The following is an 18335-nucleotide window of genomic DNA, read 5'->3' on the forward strand; positions in this document are numbered from 1 at the left end:
GCATCTGCGCTCAAGTTCGCTATAATGCGCGCTTCGCGTGGGCCGATAGCTCAGCTGGGAGAGCGCCGCGTTCGCAATGCGGAGGTCGTGAGTTCGATCCTCATTCGGTCCACCAAAGTTTCAAGAATGCCAACAGCACACGGATTGCTGGCGTTTTTATAAGCAGCTCCCCGTGGAGGGGTTCCCGAGCGGTCAAAGGGATCAGACTGTAAATCTGACGGCACTGCCTTCGAAGGTTCGAATCCTTCCCCCTCCACCACAAGAATTCGTGAAAAGGCCCGAGTGAAAGCTTGGGCCTTTTTTACATTTTGCGTGCGCAGCTGACCGGTAGTGAAATGCAGGGTGCCCATTGAGTTCGCTCGGGGTGTCGGTGCCTTCCGGTTTTCACTTCTTTTTTGTAAAGGTCACCCATGTATCCAGTCCAAGATGTCGATGCACTCCTGCTCTTGTCCATGCTGCTTGCCACCAAACGGAGGCCGGCCGACATGGTCGAGATCGTCGCGGCTGCGGATCTGCTCGATGGTGGTGTTGGTTCCGAGGCGCGCTGGGCCGAGGCCTTCCGCCGCTTCGCGACTCACGACCTGATCGTCGAGGTGGATGGCCGTTACACGCTGACGGAGGCGGGTCTGCAGCTCGTGCATCGTCTGCCGAAGAAGGCCGACACCGCCGAGCGGATCTTCCTGCTGCGGGAAAAGCTCTCCGAATACGAGCCGGCGGAGAAGACCCCGTCCATCGTCATGCAGGAGGAGCAGGTCGCCGAGGCCGTGCGCGCCCACCAGGCGTCCAAGTCGGTCGGCGGCAAGAACCTGCTGATGCCGAAGGCCAAGCCCGCCGAAGAGGACGCGGCGCCCCGCCGCCGGCCGGGCGGCTGGCGCCGGGGCTGACCCGGTGCAGCTTGCCAACGGACGCTGGCGCGGGCTGGCCTTCGTCGATATCGAGACCAATGGTGGTGCGGCTACCGAAGAGGGGATCACCGAGGTCGGGATCGTCGAGGTGGATGAGGACGGCGTGCGGGAGTGGTCGCAGCTGATCCGCCCGTCCAGCCGCATCCCGGAGTTCATCACCCGCCTGACCGGCATCAGCAACGAGATGGTGGCGGATGCGCCGCGCTTTGCCGAGGTGGCCGCGGAAATCCATGCGCGTCTCGACGGGCGCCTGTTCATTGCCCACAACGCGCGCTTCGATCACGGTTATCTGCGCAACGCCTTCGAGCGGGCCGGGCTGGCGCTGCGGCCGCCGGTGCTGTGCACCGTCAAGCTGTCGCGGGCTTTGTATCCGGAGCACAAGCGCCACGGCCTCGACAGCCTGATCGAGCGGCACGGCCTGCGGGTCGGCGAGCGCCATCGGGCGCTGGCCGATGCCCAGCTGATCTGGCAGTTCTGGCAGCACATCCACGGGCATTTCGACGAAGGGCGGATCGACGCCGAGATCGCGCGGCTGACCGGCCGGCCGTCGGTGCCGCCGCAGCTGGACGAGTCCGTCCTTGACGAGCTGCCTGAGCGGCCCGGTGTGTATCTCTTTTTCGGCGAGAACGACCTGCCGCTGTATGTGGGCAAGAGCAAGGACATCCGCACGCGGGTGCTGTCCCACTTCAGCGCCGACCGTCGCAACGCCAAGGAGATGGCCCTGTCCCAGCAGTTGCGGCGCATCGAGTGGATAGAGACGGCGGGCGAGATCGAGGCGCTGCTGCTTGAGGCTTCGCTGGTGAAGAGTCGCCAGCCTCTCCATAACCGCCGCCTTCGCCGCCAGTCCGACCTGTGCGCATGGCGGCTGGTGGGTGATGGCGAGGGCGGTCGGCGCCCCGAACTGGTGTACGCGCGTGATCTGGCGGAGAACTGGGGTGATGACCTGTTCGGTTTTTTCGGCAGCCGCGCAACGGCGCTGCGCACGCTGCGCGGCCTGGCCGAAGAACACAAGCTGTGCCAGGTCTGCCTCGGCCTCGAGAAGCAGCCGCCCGGTCAGCCCTGTTTCGGCTACCAGCTGAAGCGCTGCCGCGGCGTCTGCGTTGGGGGCGAAAGCCAGGCGATGCACACCGCCCGCCTGATGATGGCCTTGCAGAAACTGAAGGTAGAGGCCTGGCCGCATCCCGGCCCGGTGGGTATCCGCGAGGGCACGGCGGTGCACGTGGTGGACAACTGGTGCTATCTGGGCACGGCGAAGGACGAGGCGGCGGTGTTCGCGCTGCTGGAAACCGCCCGGCCGGCTTTCGACGGCGACGTGTTCAAGATCCTGCAGAAGGCGCTCAAGCGCGCCCGCATCGTGCAGTTACCGTCGGCCTGACGGCACGGGTGCCGGCACAGCGGCCGGCACGGCCTCGGCGATCGGTTCTCAGCGCGGTCGGAGGCTGGCCGGAATGGGCTTGGGTGCGAGTTTCTCGGCGGCGACTTCGAGGGCGTACAGCGTGCCGCCGGTGGCCAGCCAGGCATTGACCCAGTCGGGCTTGGGGCCATCGCCGGACCAGGTGAGGGCGCGGTTGGAGGGATGCATGAAGCGCACCTGCGGCACTGCTACTTCAGGTTGAGCCGGCGGGGTGGCCTCCACAAAAGAGATTTCCGCCTGTGCAGCCTCTTTCGCTTTTTGCGCTTCGGCCTGTGCCTTGGCTTCCGCGGCTTCGCGGCGGGCTTTTTCGGCGGCCTGCTTGCGCTCCCTGGCGGCGACCGCGGCGCGGGCCTTTTCTTCCGCTTCGGCCGCGGCCTTTGCGGCGGCTTCCGCTGCCAGGCGGGCGACTTCTTCCTCGGCGGCCCGTGCAGCGCGTTCAGCCTCTTCGGCTTGGCGCCGGGCGGCTTCCTGTTCTTCCTGTTCCCGCTTGAGGATTGCGGCTTTGATCTGCTCCGCGAGTTCTTCGAGCTCGGGCAGCGAATACGACTTCAGTTCTGTCATGGAGGACGACGCGGCTTCTGCGGGGGCGGATCGGGTGCGGGTGGTCATGATTCGGCAAAAACGGGGCAGGCCACAGTGATCCTGCCAAGTTCAGCATTATGAAACATTTATCTGATCCATTAACGCGGATTTGCGGTTGTTGACGCCCTGTTCTCAGTCCAGCGTCTTGCGGAAAGTCTTCAGGCCGATGGTGAGCACCCCCGCCATGAAGGCGAGAATAGGCCAGATCTGCGCCCACAGCATGTTGATGTCGTTGCCTTTGAGAAGAATGCCACGCACCAGTATCAGGAAATGGGTCAGCGGCAGGACGTTGCCGATGGTCTGGGCCCATTCCGGCATGCCGCGGAAGGGGAACATGAAGCCGGACAGCAGCATCGACGGCAGAAAGAAGAAGAAGGTCATCTGCATCGCCTGCAACTGGTTGCGCGCAATGGAGCTGAAGGTGATGCCGAGGGTCAGATTGGCGCAGATGAAGACCAGCACCACGCCGTAGAGCAGCAGCAGGTTGCCGTACATCGGCACGTCGAAGATCCAGCGTGCGGCGAGCAGGATCAGCGTGACCTGGATCAGCCCGATCAGGATGTAGGGCACGATCTTGCCGGTCATCACCTCCAGCGGCGTAGCCGGAGTGGCGAGCAGGTTTTCGAAGGTGCCCCGTTCCCGTTCGCGGGTCATCGCCAGGCCGGTCATCAGCACCATGGTCATCGTCAGGATCACGCCCATCAGGCCGGGCACGATGTTGTAGGCGGTGACGCCTTCCGGGTTGTAGCGGCGGTGGATGCGCAGGTCCACGAGCTGACTGGCAGGTGGCTGCAGGCCGGGCAGGTCGGCGGCGAAGACTTCGGCGCCGAGCTTGTTGAGCACCGAGATGGCGCCGCCGGTGGCCATCGGGTCGGTAGCGTCGGCCTCGACGAGCAGCGTGGGCGGCTTGCCACGCACCAGGTCGCGGTTGAAGCCGGGCGGGAAGGTGACGACGAACTGTACTTCGCTGCGATCCAGCAGGGCGGTGGCCTGGCGTTCGTCTACGCTGCCGACGATGGCGAAGTAGTCGCTGTTGCGCATGGCGGCCACCCAGGCGCGGGAGAAGGGGCCGGGATCGGCCATCACCACCGCGGTGGGCAGGTGCTTGGGGTCGGAGTTGATCGCGAAGCCGAACAGCATCAACTGGATGATCGGGATGCCGACGATCATGCCGAAGGTCAGGCGGTCGCGGCGGAGCTGGATGAATTCCTTGATCAGGATGCCAAGCCAGCGGGAGAAGGAGAAGCGGGCCACGGTGTCAGTTCCCCAACGGGTCGGCGGTGTGTTGCATCAGGTGGATGAAGGCGTCTTCGAGGGACGGGGCGACCGGTGTGACGGCCAGGCCCGTTTCCTTCTGCATGGCCTCCAGGCTGGCGGCGAGCCGTGCTGCATCCGTGCCGCTAACGTGCAGGGCCGTGCCGAAGCTGGCCACCAGGTCCACGCCGGGTAGTTGGCGCAGGCGTTCGGCAAGCCCGTGGATGCCGTCGCCGGCGATCTCCCAGGTGTTGAGCTGGCAATTGGCGACGACCTCGTCGGCGGTACCGGAGGCCAGCAGGTTGCCGTAGGCGATATAGGCCAGGCGGTGGCAGCGCTCGGCCTCGTCCATGTAGTGGGTGGATACCAGGATGGTGATGCCGGCGGCGGACAGGCGGTGGATCTCTTCCCAGAAGTCGCGGCGGGCCTTCGGGTCGACGCCGGCGGTGGGTTCGTCGAGGAGCAGCAGGCGCGGCCGGTGGAGCAGGCAACTGGCCAGGGCCAGGCGCTGCTTCCAGCCGCCGGAGAGGGTGCCGGCGAGCTGCTTGCGGCGCCCACCGAGGCCCAGTTCGTCGATGGCCCGATCTACAGCCTCACGTCGGTCCGGCATGCCGAACATGCGGGCGACGAAGTCCAGGTTCTCGACGATGCTGAGGTCGTCCCACAGGGAGAACTTCTGGGTCATGTAGCCGACCTGGCGCTTGATGGCGGCGCTGTCCGTCAGCACGTCCAGGCCCAGGCAGGTGCCGCTGCCGCTGTCCGGCGTTAGCAGGCCGCACAGCATGCGGATCGAGGTGGTCTTGCCGCTGCCGTTGGGGCCGAGGAAACCGTAGATTTCGCCTTTGCGGACCTGCAGGCCGAGGTCGCGCACCACGTGCTTGTCGCCGAAATGCTTGTTGAGTCCGGCAACGTCGATGACCAGTTCGTCCATGTCAGTGTCCGGCCAGGCTGACGTCCACCGGTAGCCCAGGGCGCAGGCTGGCGGCCTGTTCGGCGGCGGGCGCGGCCTCGACGCGGAAGACCAGCTTTTCGCGGCTGCCGCGGCTGTAGATGACCGGCGGCGTGTATTCCGCCTGCGGCGCGATGAAGTCGATGGTGGCGCGAATCGGAGTCGGGCAGGCATCGCAGCGGGCTTCTACGGCCTGGCCGGGCTTCAGTGTGGCGACCGCGGTTTCCGGCACGAAGAAGCGCAGCCGGCGCCGGGTGTCCGGCAACAGGCTGGCCACCGGCGCGCCGGCCGGCACCCATTCTCCGGGGCGATAGTAGGTCTCGGCGATCTCGCCGACGGCCGGTGCGGTAACCGTCTTGCGCTCGACGGCCCAGCGCCGTTGGGCGGCCTGGGCGGCAGCGGCCTGCACATCTGCTTCGGCGCCGCGCAGTTCGGCCTGGCGCCCAAGGGCCAGGCGATAGGTTTCCAGCTGCTGGCGGGCCGTCTCGACGGCGGCGACGGCACGGTCCCGATTGGCGCGGGCCTCGTCCACGCGGGCCTGAGCGACGAAGCGCTGACGGAACAGGGCGTCCTGCTGGGCGAGCTGGGTGTCGGCCAGGCGCCGGGCGGCGACGGCGGAAGCCAGCTGGGCTTCGAGGGCGGCGATCTCCGGCGCCCGGCGCGGTGCCTTGAGGTTTTCCAGCTTTTCCTTCGCTGAGCCGCTGCGGGCCTCTGCCTCGGCGAGAGCCTGGTTGTCGGGATCGGCTGCGACGGCGAACAGCTGCTGCCCGGCATTCACGCGGCTGCCCCGCGGGCTGTCGAGGGATTTGAGGTAGCCGGCCTGGGGGGCGGCCAGGTACAGGTATTCGCCTTCCACGTAGCCCTGGAAGCCGGCGTCGGGGGCTTTGCCGCAGGCGGACAGGAGGATTGCGAGGAGCAGGGGGCTGCGGGTGAGCTTCATGGGGTGTCTCCTTCGTCCGGCCTGGGCAGGAGGGCCAGCAGTTGAGTGAGGCCGATGTCGATCTCCTGCTCCGACTCGGCGCTCTGGCGACCCAGGTTCATCATTGCCAGCCCGATCACTGCGGCATGGAAGACCAGCACCTGGGGGGCGTCCGGGCGGTAGCCCAGGCGGATCAGAACCTGGCCGAGGGCATTGCGCATGAAGGCGACGAGGCGAGCGAACTCGGGGCGGATGTCCGGGTCCCGGTCGCCCGAAGCCAGTAGGCCGAGCATCATCCTGACCCGCGGCAGGAAGCGCATGGCCGTCGCCAGCGCCAGCTTGGGGTCGGTGCCCGCAGCGCCGCCGAGCTGGCCGAGTTCCTGTTCGACGGAGTGCTCGGCGATTGCCAGCATCAGCCGGTCACGGGTCGGAAAGTAATAGGTTAGATGACTCTGGCTGACGCCGGCCGCTTTGGCGATGCGCGGCTGCGTCAGCGCGAACAGGCCTTCCCCACGCAGCAGGGCAAGGCCTGCGTCGAGGATGCGGCGGCGGATGCCGGTTGATGAGGGGTTGGAATCCTGCATTTGGTAAGGTTACCAAGTTCTTGGTAGGACTACCAAGCAAGCGCAAGCGCAAGCGCGGCATCGGTCTTTCGGGGGCTCTCCGCGTGCTGCCGTACGGGCAGGAATGTCTGGACACCCTGATTGACACCGGCGTGCTTAGAGACGAAGACGCTCGTGACCTACGGCGTCCCGAAGGCTGCTGTGGGGGCCTCAGTCATTACTGCATCGACGAAGCCGGTGCAGTACGCATAGTCCAATCCCGAAATGGATATGCTTGTTGACTAATAAAGTTCATTTGCATGAATATGTATGCATATGAAATCGCTTGAAGACGAACACCATGGCGAGTCAAGCATCGGTAGTTTCAATGGAGCCGCTTTCGGCTCGGATTCCCGGCGATCTGTATGTCTGGCTTGCTCAGCTGCAGATCGACGGGGCAACGACCAACAGCGACAAGTTGCGGGTCCTGCTCGGCCAGCTCAAACGTCAGCATGACGGCGCGCTCGACTACATGGCTGCGCATACCTGGGCGCGTGATCTGACGACGCGTCTGCGCGAGGGGCTGGTACGTCTCGAAAGCGAGATGGAAGCGCGCTCCGAAGTTGTGAGCCTGCTCCTGGAACACCTCACCGCCTTGCTGGCGCTTGTCATGAGCCAGTCCCCGGCTACAGAAGCGGATGCCAGAAAGTTCGAAGACGCACTTGTGCGCCGGGTCTTCGGGCTGGGCGAAACGCTGCTCCGGCAAGGGGTTACGCCTGAGGCCGCCGCCTATGACCCTGCGGTCGTCCGGCGCCACCTGGGCAAGACAGTCGAGTTAGTCACCAACCTCCAGCTTCTGAAAGGATTCACCGATGTCTGATTCCCTCAAAACCCGGGTCGGCCGGGTGATTGCCGGCGGCGCGCACGCGATTCTCGACAGGATCGAAGACAAGGCGCCCGAAGCGATGATGGAGCAGTCGATCCGCGATGCCGATGCGGTGATCGACGACGTGCGCCACGAACTCGGGGTGGTGTCCGCCAACCGTCATCTCTCCCAGCAGCGACATACCGGCCTCAACGCCCAGCACACGGCACTCACGGCGCAAAGTCACGAGGCGCTGGCCAGCGGGCGGGAAGACCTGGCGAAGGCCGCGGTGGCCCGCTTGCTGGATATCGAAGCCCAGTTGCCCGTACTTGAAGCCACCCTCGGCGACTATCTGCTGCAGGAGGGCGAACTGCAGGGCTACGTAGCCGCCTTGCTGGCCAAGAAGCGCGAGATGCAGGAAGCCCTATCCCAGTTCCGCAAGAGCCGGGCCGCGGGAAGCCCGGCGGTGCCCGTTGCCGCCGGTGCCGGGACTTCCGCCGCGAGGCGCATCGATGCCGTCACTGAAGCCTTCGACCGGGTCTTTGAACGCCAGACCGGTCTTGACGGGCTCACCCGCAGCGATGGTCTGGAGCAGGCCGTTCAGCTCCAGGCTCTGGATGAATTGGTGCGGGAAAACCGCATCGCCGAGCGGATCGCCCAACTGAAGGCGGGCAAGGCATGAGCCTGCTCAGTGCGCCCGAGACCCTGCCCTTCGGCGTCGGATTCGCGCTGATCGTCGGTATCGCGCTGCTCGAAGGCTTGGGCATGCTGCTGTCGATGAGCCCCAGCGATTGGTTGAACGACCTGCAGCCCGATATCGACGGCGACACCGGGTTGGATCGCGTGCTCGGCTGGCTGCACATCGGCAAGGTGCCGGCGCTCGTGGTGCTGCTGCTCTTCCTGGCCGGTTACGCGCTCTTCGGCTACAGCCTGCAGATGCTGGCCCATGGACTGCTCGGCGGTTATGTGCCGGCACTCCCGGCCGCCCTGCTGGCCATACCGGCAGGGCTGGCGACGGTGCGTGCCCTCGGCACCCTCATTGCCCACATCGTCCCGCGGGACGAAACGAGCGCCGTCAGCGAACAAAGTCTGCTCGGACGCACCGGCGTGGTGATCGGCGGCTCCGCACGGAAGGGCCTTGCCGCGCAGGCCCGGGTGCGGGACGCCCACGGCCGCAGCCACTACCTGATGGTGGAGCCAGACCTGGACGCTGACGTTTTTGCCGAAGGAGCTCAGGTACTTATCGTCAGCAAGACCGGCGCCTTCTACCGCTGCATCGCGAACCCCCATCCCGACCTGATCTAGGCGCCCACGGCGGCGCTCCCGAAGCAAATACAAGGAAAACCCATTCATGAGCAACCTGTTCGAACTGCTGATCCTCGCAGCCATCCTGCTTATCTCGTTACTCGCGGTCGGCATTGTCTTTGCCCGGCTGTACAAGCGCTCTACGAAGGAGACCGCCTTTGTCCGCACCGGCCTCGGCGGCCAGCGCGTCATCATGGACGGCGGGGCGATCGTGCTGCCGGTCTTCCATGAGCGGGTCCTGGTCAACATGAACACCCTCAAGCTCGAGGTCGTGCGGCGAGAGCGTGAAAGCCTGATCACCCGCGACCGGATGCGGGTGGACGTCACCGCGGCTTTCTTCGTGCGGGTCAAGCAGACGGAGGAGGCCGTCAGCATTGCGGCCCAGACCCTCGGCGCGCGGACCATGAGCCCGGACGAATTGAAGGCCTTGGTCGAGGATAAGTTCGTGGATTCCCTGCGTGCGACCGCGGCAACCATGACCATCCAGGAACTGCAGGACAAGCGGCGCGATTTCGTTCAGGCCGTCCAGAACGCGGTCGCCGAAGACCTGGAAAAGAACGGGCTGGAGCTTGAGTCGGTTTCGCTGACCAGTCTGGACCAGACAGACAAACAGTTCTTCAATCCGAACAACGCCTTCGATGCCGAAGGCCTCACCCGTCTGACCGAGCAGACGGAAGCTCGGCGCAAGCAGCGCAACGACGTCGAGCAGGACACCGAGGTGCAGGTTCGCACCAAGAACCTGGACGCGACCCGCCAGAAGCTCACCATCGAGAAGGACCAGGAATTCGCCACGCTCGCCCAGCAGCGCGAGATCGAGGTGAGCCGTGCCGAGCAGGTGGCGCTGATCGCCTCCCAGCAAGCCGAACGCAGCCGCGAGGCCGAAGCGGCCAAGATCGAGGCGGAGCGCCAGGTCAGCCAGAAGCGCATCGAAGCCGAACGCGAGATCAAGGCGGCGGAGATCGAGAAGAACCTCGTGATCCAGACCCGCGAGATCGAACTCGAGCGCCAGACCGAGATGCAGCGCGCCGAACAACGCAAACAGGTCGAGATCGCCCGCCAGGATACGCAGATTGCGATCGCCAACAAGTCCCGCGAGCAATCCGACGCCGACGCGGCGGCCAACTGCGCGCGGGCAGAGGCCGTCAAGGCCGAGGAAGCAGTGACCACCGCCCGTCAGGTCGCCGTTGCTGAACGGGACAAGGACATCCAACTGATCGAGGCGTCGAAGGAAGCGGAACAGAGCGCTATTGCGGTGAAGGTATCGGCATCGGCCGAGAAGGAGGCCGCCATGGACCGGGCTGAGGCGATCACGATCGAGGCCCGCGCCCGGCAAGCCGCCTCGCTGGCAGAAGCGGAAGGCAAGCGGGCGATCAACGAGGCGCTCAACACGCTGTCGGCGGCGCAGGTAGACCTGCAGGTTCGTACCCTGCTGTTGCAGCAGCTCCCGCAGATACTCGAACAGGCTGTGCGCCCGATGGAGAAGATCGACTCGATCCGCATCTTCCAGGTTGCTGGCATGCCCGGCGCGACGGGCACAGGTGCCAACGGCGCCGCATCAGCCCCGGGTGGCGCAACCTTCCCCGAGCAAGTGATGAATTCGGCGCTCCAGTATCAGATCGCCAAACCCATTGTCGACGCGGTGATGAAGGACGCGGGTCTCTCTAACGAAGGCATCACCGGCGTGGCCACCGCCTTGTCGTCCCTACTGAAGGCACCTGAAGTACAGGCCTGAGCCTTCGGCGTGATGCGTCCGCACTTTCATGCCAATGCGGTGCGCCGGGGAGTGGACGGAAAAATGCCCGGTTCGAGTGACCGGGCATTGCAATGGAGCCGGGAGGCCGCGAGGGCTTATTCCGGACGCATCTGCGGGAACAGGATCACGTCGCGGATTGCCGGGCTGTCGGTCAGCAGCATGATCAGGCGGTCGATGCCGATGCCGCAGCCGCCGGTCGGGGGCAGGCCGTACTCCAGTGCGCGGATGTAGTCGGCGTCGTAGTACATGGCTTCCTCGTCGCCGGCGTCCTTGGCCTTGGCCTGGGCCTGGAAGCGGGCGGCCTGGTCTTCGGGGTCGTTAAGCTCGGAGAAGCCATTGGCGATCTCGCGGCCGACGATGAACAGCTCGAAGCGCTCGGTGATGTCCGGGTTGCTGTCTGAGGCGCGGGCCAGGGGGCTGACTTCGACCGGGTAGTCGATGATGAAGGTCGGCTCCCAGGTCTCGGCTTCGGCGCAGGCTTCGAAGAGTTGCAGTTGCAGGCTGCCGAGGCCGCCCGGCTTGACCTTCTCGCCGAAGTCCTTGATTTTCTGCTTGAGCCACTCGGCGTCGCCCAGTTGGGCGTCGGTGAAGCCGGGGTGGTGCTTGCGGATCGCCTCGACGATGGTCAGGCGATGGAAGGGCTTGGACAGGTCCAGCTCGCGGCCCTGATAGGTGAACACCTCGGTGCCCAGGGCCTCGCGGGCGGCGTGGCGCAGAAGGCCTTCGGTGAAGTCCATGAGGCTGCGGTAGTCCGCGTAGGCCTCGTAGAACTCCATCATCGTGAATTCGGGGTTGTGGCGCGGCGACAGGCCTTCGTTGCGGAAGTTGCGGTTGACCTCGAAGACCTTCTCGAAGCCACCGACCACCAGGCGCTTGAGGTAGAGCTCCGGCGCGATGCGCAGGAACTGCTGCATGTCGAGGGCGTTGTGGTGGGTGACGAAGGGCTTGGCCGCGGCGCCGCCGGGGATGGGGTGCATCATCGGCGTCTCGACTTCGAGGAAGCCGTGGCCGGTCATGTAGTTGCGGATCGACTGGATCAGGCGGCTGCGGGCTACGAAGGTGTGGCGGGATTCCTCATTCATGATGAGGTCCACGTAGCGCTGGCGGTACTTGGTTTCCACGTCGGCCAGGCCGTGGAACTTGTCGGGCAGCGGGCGCAGGCTCTTGGTCAGCAGGCGCAGCTCGGACGACTTGATGGACAGCTCGCCGGTCTTGGTGCGGAAGAGCACGCCGACGGTGCCGACGATGTCGCCGATATCCCAGTGCTTGAACTCGGTGTATTCCTCTGCGCCGATGCCGTCGCGGGTGACGTAGAGCTGGATGCGCCCGGACAGGTCCTGAATGGTGATGAAGCTGGCCTTGCCCATCACGCGCTTGAGCATGATGCGGCCGGCGACCTTGACCTCGACCGGGATGGCTTCGAGTTCTTCGGCGGATTTCTCGCCATAGACCTCGTCGAGCTTGCCGGCGGTGTTTTCCCGGGAGAAGTCGTTCGGATACGCCTTGCCGGTGGCACGCCATTCGGCGAGTTTTTGCCGGCGCTCGGCGATCAGGTGGTTTTCATCCTGGGCGGGCGAGGAGGTCTGGTCGGACATGATGGGCTCTTCAAATCAACGAAATGGGCGCGGCGAGATGCGCGGAATGCCGCAAAGCCCTGAATTTTGACATATTCTGGCCCGCCCGTCGCGGCTGGGCTCAAGATGGGGGGGATTACAGGAAGATCTCGTCGATGTCGGACTGGATCTCGGCCTGACCGGCCGGGATGGTGAGGCGCAGTTTGCCGCTCATCACCAGCTCGTCGTAGCCATTGACCTGGTTGCGGCCGTGTTCTTTTGAGTAGTAAAGGGCTTCGTCGGCGCGGCCGAGGAGTTCGGCCGGCGACAGGCGTGGATCGATGCGCGCGAAGCCCACTGAGCAGGCCACGCGCCCGACACGCGGGAACTCGTGCTGGGCGACGGCTTCGCGAAAGCGGTCGAAGATGCCCTGCACGTTGTCTTCGGTGACATTGCGCAGCATCACCACGAACTCCTCGCCGCCGAAGCGGAACAGCTTGTCGTGGTTGCGGAAGCTCTGGCGCATCAGGTCTGCAATGCGCAGCAGCACTTCGTCGCCGAACAGGTGGCCGTAGTTGTCGTTGATGCTCTTGAAGTGGTCGATGTCGGCCACGGCGAGCCAGCATGGCTGGCTGACGGTGAGGCCGTACTCGCGGCGATCACTGGCATCGAGGCGGGCTTGTTCAGCCTGCTCGGCGGCGGCGATAAGGCGTTCGAAATCGTCGTCGAAGGTACGCCGGTTGAGGAGTCGCGTGAGGGTGTCGAGGTTGGCGTATTCCCAGCCGTGGTGCTGGTTGTCGAAGCAGCGCAGGAACAGGCCGAGGGCGGCGCAGTCGGCCTCGGTGGGTTCCTTGGGGCTATGGATCTCCAGCACCCAGCGGGCCTGGCCGAGGGCGCCGACGGCAAAGGCCAGGCGCCAGGTGTCGCCTTCGCGAACCGCAGCGTGGCCGAAATCGGCATGCAGGCAGCTGGACAGCAGCGGATCTACCGGCAGCCAGGACTGGCCGTCGCAGACGTCGTCCCAGTAGGTGGCGGTGCTGTCGGCGACGCAGTAGCCGAGCAGCCCTACGGTGAGCTCCGGCGGCGTGAAGCGCACGGCGAAGAGCAGGCCGTAGCTGCCTTCGAGAAAGCGCATGGCTGTCTCGGCAGTGTGGCGGTAGATCTCGCGCAGGTCCCGGATGCGCGAAAGGGCTTCGGCGCCGGCAAGCAGCGCGAGAGTGCGGGAGGGATCGGGCAGAGCCGCCGGGGGCTGGCGCATGAATGGGTCGGGTCTGGGTCTTGAGGGCCGATTAACGTCCGTCGCGGTGAATTCTGAAGCCCAAAACAGGCGGTGAGCGGGTGGTGCAGTGCTTATCGCACGTTTTTTTTCTTTGTAGCATGTTTTTGTCATTATGAGGCGGCGGATTGCTCCGCCGCCCCGCTCAGACGTTTCGTTGGATCAAGCCGATCGGCGGTGCCCAGTCGTCGCCAGGCTTCTTCTTGCGGGTGACCAGCGTGAGCTGGGCCGGCGCAAAAACGTTGGCGTTGTGGGTGACCGGTGTGGTGATCAGGTATTGGGCGCGGGTGGCGCGCAGGAAGGTACCGACGCGGTCGATGTTGGCGATGTCCAGGTGGGCGAAGGGTTCGTCGATGAACACGAAGCCGCCGGGGCGGGCTTCGTCCATCAACAGGGCGATCAACAGGATCAGTGATTTCATGACCTGCTGGCCGCCGGAGGCCTCGCCGTCGTTGAGGCCGACGGCGCCCTTGCGGTCGAAGTCGAAACGCACCTCGAGGCCGGCGGAGGCCAGCGCCCGGTCGTCGTTCTCGAGCATCGGTACCGGGCAGTCCACGTCCACGTTGGCGAGGTCGCCGAGGGCGCGCAGGTTCTTGCCGTACTGGCGGACCGTAATGCGCAGCTTGGCGATGTAGGCGGCGCGGGCATCGGAGGTGAGGCGGCGGGTCGTCGCGAAATAGGCTTCCCGCTCGGCGTAGTCCCGTTCGCGCTGCTGCAGATCGGTCTTCAGGCGGCCGGCCAGGGTCAACACCGTGTCGTCGGTGATCCAGTCGCCGTCGTTGAGGCGCTGGCGCAGGCGTTCGAGGTCGGCGCGTGCGCCGCGGGCATCGCCGTACTTGTCTACCAGCAGCGCGGTTTGCTGCGGCTCGCGCCAGTCGGCCGGCATGCCACGGCGCAGCTGGCGCAGGCGCTGGATGCGGCGGGCCTGTTCGCGGCGGCGGGGGGCTGCAGTCTCGGCGAGCTCCTGGGCCTTGCGGGCAAGGGCGGAGATCTCGCGCTTGCGGCGGTCGAGCTCGATGTCGATGCCGCGCAGGCGCTGGTCGATCTTGTCCACGTCGCCCTTGGCTTCGGCGCGGGCGGCGATGGCTGCGGTGAGGCGTGCCCTGGCACCGGGCAGTGCAGCTTCGGCCCGCTCAAAGGCTTCTGCGCGGGCGGCCAGCAGCTGGGCGGCTTCGATGCCGTGCAGGCGGGCGCGCAGGGCGTCGGCTTCTTCCTTGGCGGCATCCAGTTCGGGGCGCAGCTCTCGCAGGCGGGCGTCGATGCTGTGCATGTCGGCGTCGAGCTGCTTTAGGCGGGCGCTGCGGGCCAGCTCACCGAAATGGAATTCGGTCGGTTTGCCCAGGTGGCGGGCGCCGCGGCGTTCCCGGTGGTAGCCGTCGCGGGTGATCCACTCGGTCTCCTTGGGCAGGTGGCGGGCGGAGTCGGCGTCCTCGACGCGCTGGATGCGGTTGAGCAGGTCGGCCAGCCAGCGCGGCACGTCGTCGGCGAAGCGGATCACTTCGGCCAGCGAGCCATCGACGGCCGGCGGCGCGGTCTCCAGCTCCGGCACGATGAAGTGGCGGAAGCGTTCCTGCTCGCCCAGCGCCCAGGCGGCGTGGCGGTCCTGTTCCCGTTCGAGCAGGATCACGTTGCGGTAAGGGCGCAGTACGGCTTCGACGGCGCCCTGCCAGTCCGGGTCGGTGACCTCGATGATTTCGGACAGGGCCCGGTGGGCGATGCCGGCGTCGCCGAGGCGCTTGCGGAAGCGGCTGACCTCGCCGTCGGGCGGCGGGCCGCGATGCTCGCGGGTGGCACGCAGCTGGGTGGTCTTTTCCTCGAAGGCGGCGATGGCGGCCCGCTCCTGGCGCTGCAACGTGAGCAGGCGGGCATCGGCCTTGGCGTAGGCGGCCTCCAGGTCCACCGCGCCGTCGCCGGCTTCGCGGGCCAGGCGGGCGCGCAGGGCCGAGCGCTCGGCGAGCAGCTTGTCGAAGTCGCGGACTTCGTCGTGGGCGGTGAGGTGGGCCTTCTCGGCTTCCAGCTCGCGGCTGCGGGCGGCCTTGCGTTCCGTTTCGGCGGCGGCCTTCTCGGCTTCCACCTCGGCGGTGCGGGCCTTGTGGCCGGCCAGCTCCTCGTCGCCTTTCTGGAAGTCGAGGCGGCCGCGGGCGATGTCGGCGCGGGCCTGCTCGATGTCGCGCATCAGCTCGGCGGCTTCCAGGCGTGGCACGATCTCAGTGGAGAGGGCGCCGGCTTCGTCGTTGAGCTGCTTCCATTCAAGGAAGCGGTCGGCTTCCAGGCGCTTGGCTTCTGCCTGGGCGCGCAGGCGGTCGAGGTCGAGGCCGAGGGCTTCGAGCTCCTTCTCGGCGTTGCTCTGCTCCTCGCGGGCGGCGGCGTAGTTGTCGAGGACCTCCTTGTCGCCGAACACGTCGAAGACCAGTTCGAGCAGCGCCTTCGGCGAGTATTCGCACAGCTTGTCGGTGTCGCCCTGCTCCAGCGCCAGCACCTTGGCGATGGCCGGCGTCAGGCCGCCCCAGGCCAGGCGGCTCTGGTAGTCCCGGTAGCCGACCCATTCGATGGCCTTGTTCTCGTTGGCTTCCAGTGCCTCGATGGGCACGTCGCCGTCGGCGATGGCATAGTCGCGGGTCCAGTCGCCGCCGGCGCGGCGGATACGGCAGGCCAGGGTGACCTCGTCCTTCAGGCATGGGAAGAAGGGGCGCTTGCCGGTGCTGCCGGGCTTGTTGGCGACCACCGCGCGGATCCACGCGAAGCTGCGGTTGGCGCGGCGCACGTAGCGGCGGAAGTCGCGCTTGCCGGAGCAGCGCAGGCCGAACAGGGTGCGCAGGGCGTCGAGCAGGGTGGTCTTGCCGGAGCCGTTGGGGCCGACGATGGTGATGATCTGGGCGTCCAGCGGCAGGCTGAAGCGGCGCCAGTAGTCCCAGTGGACCAGTTCGAGTTGCTTGATGTGGAACATTAGTAGTCGTCCTCCGCGTCGGTTTCTTCGACATGGGCGACGTCATCGTCCGCAAAGGCCTCGAGGCTGGGCAGCGGGTGCCCGGCCTGGGCGAGCACCTCGCCGAGGGTGCCGTGCACGATGCGGTCGGCGAGGGTGCGGTAGTCGAGCAGCACGTCGAGTAGCGGACCTTCGTGGATCATGCCGGCCTTGCGTTCGATGAAGCCGAGCTGGGCCAGGCGGGACAGCAGCTTGCCCTGCACGTAGGTCTTGTGGCCCAGGGTGTTGGCAAAGTCGGCCAGCAGGGAGGCTTCGACGATGGGGCTGGAGACGGCGTCGCCACGCTCCACCGGCGCATCCTTGCTGAACATGTCGCCCTGGCCGTCGTCGCCGAGCTTCTGGCGATTCACCTGGCGTTCGCGTTTTGGCAGGATGATCAGCGCCCAGATGACCACCAGCAGCGCCAGCTGGTCGCGGGTCAGACCGATGTTGCTGGCGGCGTACTCGCGGGTGGCGCCGAACACCGGCTCGTGCATGTCCTCGGTGAGGGCGGTGGCGACGTGCTCGGCGTAGGGGTTATCGATGAGCTGCAGGCCGACGGCGGCGAGACGGGCGTCGAGTTCCACGCGGAAGGTCTCGTCCACCAGCGCGCGGCGCACCAGCGGATCGGTGCGCGGGAGGCTGCGGCTGGCCAGCAGGCGGGCGGTGAGGGTCCGGATCTGTTGTTCCATCAGGCTTGGTCGGAAAGGGATTCGGAGGATTCGGGGGGGGCAGCGTCGAGGACGGGCACCACTTCGGGGGCCGGCAGGCTGCCGTGGGCGCCGACCAGGCCGGCGGACATGGCGGCGATCTCGTCTTCGCCAACCTTTACGGTGGTGGCATCGAAGCGCACTTCGAGGGGCAGGCGCATGAACTCGCCGATCGGGCCGTCGGCCGGCGTTGCGCCGCCTTCGCCGCCGCCGTCGGCGAGCAGGGCCAGCAGGGACAAGCGGTAGGAGGCGGCCGGGAAACCGCCGCCAGTGACCACCTTGGCCAGGCTGGCTGGCGCCTGGTCGGGCTCGGCGAGACGCGCCAGGCGCTGGCTGAAGTGCTGCAGCAGGCGCAGGTCTTCCTGTTCCGGCTGGTTGCGGCTCGGTGCCTCCTCGGCCGTCGGCAGTGCGATGTCGGCTTCCATCTGGCGGGCCTCTTCCGACAGCGCCAGCTCGGCGCGGTCGAGCAGTTCGTGGCCGCCAGCCAGCAAGGTCAGTTCGGGTGCCGGGGCGAGGCAGCCGCCGGCTAGGCCGGCCAGTTTGCGGGCGTCCAGGCTGCGCAGCCAGGCGGCCACGTCGCTGGACGAGATGCCGGAGCCGCCGAGGGTCACGCGCTGGGCCTCGATCTTGTTCACCGCCCGCTGGAAGGCCGCATCCACGCGGGCCAGGCGCGACTGGGCGAGGCCGATGCGCTGGGCGATGCGGGCCAGATCGAAGGACACCTCGGGGTCGGCCAGCAGTTCGTGCAGGACTTCGGTGCCCTTCTCGATCCAGCGGGTGTTGGCGGACAGGCGGCGGCGGGCATCGGCGATGCGGAACTCGGAGCCGGATGCGATGGCCTCCTCGAAATGCCAGGCTAGGTCGTTGAGTTTGCCGAGCAGGTGGCCGAGGGCTTCCGGCGTGACGCTGCCCACGGCCTGCAGGCCGGCCAGCTGGGCAGTGAGGAAGCCCAGCTCCAGATCGTCTTCGGCACTGAAGCTGACCAGCATGCCGATCGCCGCCACGGCGTTGCGGCCGAGGTCGGACAGGGCATACAGGCTGTCGTCGCCGATCTCCAGGAGGCCGTTGCCGCGAAGGCGGCGCAATACCGTTTCGAGCTTGACGTGGTCGAGGAAGGAGAAGCGCTGGCGGAGTTGTTCCGGCTCCCAGCGCGGGGCGTCGGTTTCCTTGCCGATCTCGCGCAGCACCAGCAGGCGCATCAGCACTTCGGCCTCGCTACCGTGGAACAGCGTGCTGAAGGCGGACAGCAGCGGGCGGGCTTGGATTAGCGGGGCGAGTTCGGGGACGTCGTCGGCGGCGACGCCGGGGGCCAGCAGTTCTTCCAGGCGGACTTCGTTCATGCG

16 protein-coding genes and 2 tRNA genes are annotated in these 18335 nt (G+C 66.5%); 8 read left to right on the top strand and 10 right to left on the bottom strand.

Annotation, left to right across the window (positions count from 1 at the left end; translation table 11 throughout):
- Positions 1–39 precede the first annotated feature (39 nt).
- The 4 genes from AC1PPK_RS11695 to AC1PPK_RS11710 all read left to right on the top strand — a co-directional run bounded on the left by AC1PPK_RS11695 (position 40) and on the right by AC1PPK_RS11710 (position 2280).
- Positions 40–115, top strand: a tRNA-Ala gene (locus tag AC1PPK_RS11695).
- Positions 116–174: 59 nt separating this feature from the next.
- Positions 175–259, top strand: a tRNA-Tyr gene (locus AC1PPK_RS11700).
- A gap of 151 nt (positions 260–410) precedes the next feature.
- Complete coding sequence (locus AC1PPK_RS11705) at positions 411–884, top strand: hypothetical protein (protein ID WP_481117983.1); 474 nt, start codon at positions 411–413, stop codon at positions 882–884.
- 4 nt (positions 885–888) lie between these two features.
- Complete coding sequence (locus AC1PPK_RS11710) at positions 889–2280, top strand: exonuclease domain-containing protein (protein WP_481117984.1); 1392 nt, start codon at positions 889–891, stop codon at positions 2278–2280.
- A 48-nt stretch (positions 2281–2328) separates the two neighbouring features.
- Here AC1PPK_RS11710 and AC1PPK_RS11715 read toward each other — a convergent pair whose 3' ends face one another.
- The 5 genes from AC1PPK_RS11715 to AC1PPK_RS11735 all read right to left on the bottom strand — a co-directional run bounded on the left by AC1PPK_RS11715 (position 2329) and on the right by AC1PPK_RS11735 (position 6607).
- Positions 2329–2880, bottom strand: coding sequence for an H-NS family nucleoid-associated regulatory protein (locus AC1PPK_RS11715; RefSeq protein ID WP_481117985.1), 552 nt, complete (start codon positions 2878–2880; stop codon positions 2329–2331).
- 153 nt (positions 2881–3033) lie between these two features.
- Positions 3034–4155: an ABC transporter permease gene (locus AC1PPK_RS11720; RefSeq protein ID WP_481117986.1), complete on the bottom strand. Its 1122-nt coding sequence runs from the start codon at positions 4153–4155 to the stop codon at positions 3034–3036.
- A 4-nt stretch (positions 4156–4159) separates the two neighbouring features.
- Complete coding sequence (locus tag AC1PPK_RS11725; RefSeq protein WP_481117987.1) at positions 4160–5086, bottom strand: ABC transporter ATP-binding protein; 927 nt, start codon at positions 5084–5086, stop codon at positions 4160–4162.
- Between the two features lies 1 nt (position 5087).
- Positions 5088–6044: an HlyD family secretion protein gene (locus AC1PPK_RS11730; RefSeq protein WP_481117988.1), complete on the bottom strand. Its 957-nt coding sequence runs from the start codon at positions 6042–6044 to the stop codon at positions 5088–5090.
- Entirely contained in the window at positions 6041–6607 is a 567-nt protein-coding gene (locus AC1PPK_RS11735) for a TetR/AcrR family transcriptional regulator (RefSeq protein WP_481117989.1), read from the bottom strand. Before AC1PPK_RS11735 ends, AC1PPK_RS11730 begins: the two co-directional genes overlap by 4 nt.
- A 304-nt stretch (positions 6608–6911) precedes the next feature.
- Between AC1PPK_RS11735 and AC1PPK_RS11740 the strand changes: the two genes are divergently transcribed.
- From AC1PPK_RS11740 to AC1PPK_RS11755, 4 genes are read left to right on the top strand one after another with little or no spacing between them, the layout of a single operon-like run.
- Complete coding sequence (locus AC1PPK_RS11740) at positions 6912–7445, top strand: hypothetical protein (RefSeq protein WP_481117990.1); 534 nt, start codon at positions 6912–6914, stop codon at positions 7443–7445.
- Positions 7438–8112 carry a PspA/IM30 family protein gene (locus tag AC1PPK_RS11745; RefSeq protein ID WP_481117991.1) on the top strand — a complete coding sequence of 225 codons (675 nt, stop codon included), beginning with the start codon at positions 7438–7440 and terminating at the stop codon, positions 8110–8112. Before AC1PPK_RS11740 ends, AC1PPK_RS11745 begins: the two co-directional genes overlap by 8 nt.
- The gene (locus AC1PPK_RS11750; protein WP_481117992.1) at positions 8109–8735 is read left to right on the top strand and encodes a YqiJ family protein; all 627 of its coding nucleotides are present in this window, start codon (positions 8109–8111) and stop codon (positions 8733–8735) included. The genes AC1PPK_RS11745 and AC1PPK_RS11750 overlap by 4 nt, the downstream gene beginning before the upstream one ends.
- 46 nt (positions 8736–8781) lie before the next feature.
- Complete coding sequence (locus AC1PPK_RS11755; protein ID WP_481117993.1) at positions 8782–10467, top strand: flotillin family protein; 1686 nt, start codon at positions 8782–8784, stop codon at positions 10465–10467.
- A 116-nt stretch (positions 10468–10583) separates the two neighbouring features.
- Here AC1PPK_RS11755 and lysS read toward each other — a convergent pair whose 3' ends face one another.
- The 5 genes from lysS to AC1PPK_RS11780 form a co-directional block, all read right to left on the bottom strand.
- Complete coding sequence (gene lysS, locus AC1PPK_RS11760; RefSeq protein ID WP_481117994.1) at positions 10584–12083, bottom strand: lysine--tRNA ligase; 1500 nt, start codon at positions 12081–12083, stop codon at positions 10584–10586.
- 115 nt (positions 12084–12198) lie between these two features.
- Positions 12199–13299 (bottom strand): GGDEF domain-containing protein, encoded by a 1101-nt coding sequence (locus tag AC1PPK_RS11765; protein ID WP_481117995.1) that lies wholly within the window; start codon positions 13297–13299, stop codon positions 12199–12201.
- Between the two features lie 163 nt (positions 13300–13462).
- Positions 13463–16264: an AAA family ATPase gene (locus AC1PPK_RS11770; RefSeq protein WP_481117996.1), complete on the bottom strand. Its 2802-nt coding sequence runs from the start codon at positions 16262–16264 to the stop codon at positions 13463–13465.
- Positions 16264–16974 (bottom strand): hypothetical protein, encoded by a 711-nt coding sequence (locus AC1PPK_RS11775; protein ID WP_481117997.1) that lies wholly within the window; start codon positions 16972–16974, stop codon positions 16264–16266. Before AC1PPK_RS11775 ends, AC1PPK_RS11770 begins: the two co-directional genes overlap by 1 nt.
- Positions 16974–18332 (bottom strand): hypothetical protein, encoded by a 1359-nt coding sequence (locus tag AC1PPK_RS11780; protein WP_481117998.1) that lies wholly within the window; start codon positions 18330–18332, stop codon positions 16974–16976. Before AC1PPK_RS11780 ends, AC1PPK_RS11775 begins: the two co-directional genes overlap by 1 nt.
- Positions 18333–18335: the final 3 nt, after the last annotated feature.

This window comes from Zoogloea sp. JDB1 (assembly GCF_056724025.1).